This window comes from Rubellimicrobium mesophilum DSM 19309 (assembly GCF_000600335.2).
Lineage (GTDB): Bacteria > Pseudomonadota > Alphaproteobacteria > Rhodobacterales > Rhodobacteraceae > Rubellimicrobium > Rubellimicrobium mesophilum.
Map to the genome: position 1 here is coordinate 1 of NZ_KK088536.1, position 3,685 is coordinate 3,685.

Genomic DNA, 3,685 nt, shown 5'->3' on the forward strand with positions numbered 1-3,685 from the left:
CCCGGCACGAGCGCCCGCGTGCACCAGCACCTCGACATCGGCCAGGGCGAGGTGCCCTGGGACGCCTTCTTCGGCACGCTGCACGAGATCGGCTTCGACGGCATCATGACCGCCTGCGTCTTCGCCTGGGAGGACCGCGCCGACGCCTCGGGCCGCTTCATGCGCCAGGAGATGCAGAAGTACATCGACACGTATTGGAGCGCCAAATGACCCTTCGGGTTGGTGTCATCGGGACGGGGATGATCGGGCAGGACCACATCCGCCGTCTCACGCAGGTTCTCTCCGGTGTCCAGGTCGTCGCGGTCAGCGACATCGACCGGGACCGCGCCAAGGCCGCCGCGCCCAAGGGCGCCGAGGTGTTCGACACCTTGCAGGCGCTGATCCGGTCCGAGAGCGTCCAGGCGATGGTGATCTGCTCCTGGGGTCCCGCCCACGAGGAGGCGCTGCTGGAGTGCATCGCCGCCGGCAAGCCGGTCTTCTGCGAGAAGCCCTTGGTGACCACCGAGGCCGCCGCGTTGCGGGTCATGGAGGCCGAAGTCGCCTTTGGGCGGCGCCTCGTCCAAGTCGGCTTCATGCGCCGCTTCGATGCCGACTATCGCCGTCTCAAGGCGGTCATCGACGGCGGCACGCTGGGCGCCCCGCTCCTCTACCACTCGGTGCATCGCAACGCTTCGGTGCCGGAGGGGCTCTACACCTCCGACATGCCGCTCAACGACACGCTGGTGCATGACGCGGACATCTCGCGCTGGCTCCTCGATGACGAGGTGACAGGCGTCGAGGTGCGGGTGCCGCGCCGCTCCTCGCGGGGGAAGGACCTGCGTGACCCGACCGTGGTGCTCCTGCACATGGCCTCGGGCGCGCTGGTGGACGTCGAGATCTCGGTGAACATCGGCTACGGCTACGACATCCGGGGCGAGGTGAGCTGCGAGGAGGGCGTCGCGGCCCTGCCGAACCGTCCGGCCATCGTCATCAGCGACCGGCACGGCATCCGCCAAGCCATCCCGGAGGACTGGCGCGAGCGCTTCATCGAGGCCTACGACCAGGAGTTCCGCGAATGGATCGTCGCGGCCGCTCGGGGCACGGCCACGGGCCCGAGCACATGGGACGGCTACGCCGCCACGCTGATCGCCGACGCCGCCCTCCGGGCGGTCGAGAGCGGGCGCCTGGAGCCGATCAGGATGCGCGGCAAGCCCGCGCTCTACGGAACACCGGTCGCCGTCGCCGCCTGAGGCCCGACCGCGACGACTCGAGAGGAATACCAAGGATGCTGAACGGAGAAAGACTCATCTCGCGGCCCCTGCGCTGGGGCATGGTGGGCGGCGGCCGCACCGGGCAGGTGGGCTACAAGCACCGCACCGGCGCGCAGCGCGACGGCACCTATCGGCTGGTCTGCGGCGCCTTCGACCTCGACGCCGCGCGTGGGCGCGACTTCGGCGTGGCCATCGGCGTGGACGCCGGCCGCTGTTACGCCGACTACAGGGAGCTGATCGCCAGGGAGGCCACGCGCGAGGACGGGGTCGAGGTGGTGTCGATCGCCACCCCGAACTTCACCCATTACGAGATCACTAAGGCCTGCCTCGAGGCCGGGCTGCACGTGATCTGCGAGAAGCCGCTGTTCTTCTCCGTGGCGGAATGCGACGAGATCGCCACCCTGGCGAAGGCCAAGGGCCTGATCGTCGGCGTCACCTACGGCTTCACCGGCCATCCGCTCGTCCACCAGATGGCGGCCATGGTGGCCAAGGGGATGCTGGGCGAGATCCGCATCGTCGACCTGCGCTACACCCACGGCTTCAACGCGGGCGACGACGTGGGCGCCCCCGAGGCCGTGAAATGGCGCACCAACCCGCGCACCGCCGGCCCGACCTTCGTCCTGGGCGACATCGGCACGCATCTCTACTACCTCTCCGAGATCGTGCTGCCGCACCTCAAGATCGAGCGGCTGCTCTGCGACCGCACGGCCTTCATCCCCTCGCGCGCGCCGCTCGAGGACCACGCCACCGTGCTCATGCACTACCACAACGGCGCGCGGGGCCGGCTCTGGGTGTCCTCGGTCGACGCCGGCAACATGGGCTCGCAGCGCTACCGCTTCGTGGGCTCCAAGGCCTCGGTCGAGTGGTCCGACAGCCATCCCGACCAGCTCCTCTACGACGTCCAGGGCGAGCCGAACCGCATCCTCCATCACGGCATGCCCTACCTGGAGGGGGAGAGCCTCGCGGCGGACCGCATGGGCGCGCTGCACACCGAGGGCCTCGGCGACTCCTGGGCCAACATCTACCTGTGGATCGCCCAGGCGATCGACGCGAAGCGGCGCGGCGACGAGGCGTTCCTGACGACCCACCACTACCCGGGCATTGAGGCCGGCACCGAAGGCGTGCGCTGGCTCGAGAATTGCGTCCGCTCGGCGGATGCCTGCGCGACCTGGGTCGACTTCAAATGATCGCCTTCGAGGGACACTGACATGAAGCTTTCCATCTGCACCGACGTGATGGGAAATCTCTCCTTCACCGAGATGCTCGACAAATGCGTCGAGCTGGGCGTCGAGGGGATCGAGATGACCGGCGGCGGCTGGTCCAATGGCCCCCACTTCCGCGCCGACCGGCTCCTCGCCGACAAGGGCGCGCTCAAGGCCGCGCTGAAGGAGATCGAGGCGCGCGGCCTTGAGATCGCGGCGCTCAACTGCTCCGCGAACCCGCTCGATCCCGGCCCGATGGGCGAGCGCCACCGCAAGGAGATGGAGCAGACCATCCGCCTCGCGGGCGAGATCGGCGTCAAGACCATCGTCACGATGTCGGGCCTGCCGGCCGCCGCGCCGGGGGACACGGTCCCGAACTGGCTCGTCTACACCAAGAGCTGGCCCGACGAGATGCCCGAGCGCGACCGCTACCAGTGGGAGGACTGCGCCATCCCCTACTGGGAGGGTCTGGTAAAGCTCGCGGATGAGGTCGGCGTCGAACGCTATGCGCTCGAGAACTTCAGCGCCATGCTGGTCTGGAACCCCGAGACGCTGTTCCGCCTGCGCGACGCGGTCGGGCCCAAGGTCGGCATGAACCTCGACCCCTCGCACCTGATGTGGATGGGGGCGGACCCGATCGCCTCGGCCCGCGCGCTCAAGGGAGCGATCCACCACTGCCACGGCAAGGACACCCGCATCGAGCGAGGGCTCGCGGACGTGAACGGGCTTCTGGAGCTCAAGGAGGTGACGGACGTCGCCAACCGGGCCTGGAACTACGTCGCCGTGGGCGCCGGCCGCGACCTGCAGTGGTGGAAGGAGTTCTTCTCCGTCGTCCGCATGTGCGGCTACAGCGGCTGGGTGAGCCTCGAGATGGAGGACTTCACGATGTCCACTGAAGCCGGCATCCGCTCTTCCATCGACGCCCTTCAGGCCACCATCAGCCGCTGAGGCGCGTGCGGGGTCCTGTTCGGCCCCGTTAGCGCTCTGCCCATCTCGGCAAGGCTCCCCCTTGCCGGGATGGGACGTCGATGTGCCCGGCTGGGAGAAACTGAACCATGACCAAGTCTTTGGACGTGATCACGATTGGCCGCAGCTCGGTGGACCTGTACGGCGCGCAGGTGGGCGGGCGGCTGGAGGACATGGGGTCGTTCCAGAAGTACATCGGCGGCAGCCCGACCAACATGGCGGCGGGCACCGCGCGGCTGGGGCTCCGCTCGGCCCTCATCACGCGGG

5 protein-coding genes are annotated in these 3,685 nt (G+C 68.8%); all 5 read left to right on the forward strand.

Features of this window, described 5'->3' with window-relative positions; all coding sequences use genetic code 11:
* On the forward strand, positions 1–210 hold a 210-nt coding region (locus RUMESO_RS02200), incomplete at its 5' end, for a TIM barrel protein (protein ID WP_037277762.1).
* Positions 207–1,229 carry a Gfo/Idh/MocA family oxidoreductase gene (locus tag RUMESO_RS02205; protein ID WP_037277764.1) on the forward strand — a complete coding sequence of 341 codons (1,023 nt, stop codon included), beginning with the start codon at positions 207–209 and terminating at the stop codon, positions 1,227–1,229. The genes RUMESO_RS02200 and RUMESO_RS02205, both read left to right, overlap by 4 nt.
* Before the next feature lie 35 nt (positions 1,230–1,264).
* Positions 1,265–2,437, forward strand: a complete 1,173-nt coding sequence (locus tag RUMESO_RS02210) for a Gfo/Idh/MocA family protein (RefSeq protein WP_037277765.1) — start codon at positions 1,265–1,267, stop codon at positions 2,435–2,437.
* Between the two features lie 21 nt (positions 2,438–2,458).
* Positions 2,459–3,400 (forward strand): sugar phosphate isomerase/epimerase family protein, encoded by a 942-nt coding sequence (locus RUMESO_RS02215; RefSeq protein WP_037277768.1) that lies wholly within the window; start codon positions 2,459–2,461, stop codon positions 3,398–3,400.
* Between the two features lie 107 nt (positions 3,401–3,507).
* On the forward strand, positions 3,508–3,685 hold a 178-nt coding region (locus RUMESO_RS24850; RefSeq protein ID WP_156362626.1), incomplete at its 3' end, for a PfkB family carbohydrate kinase.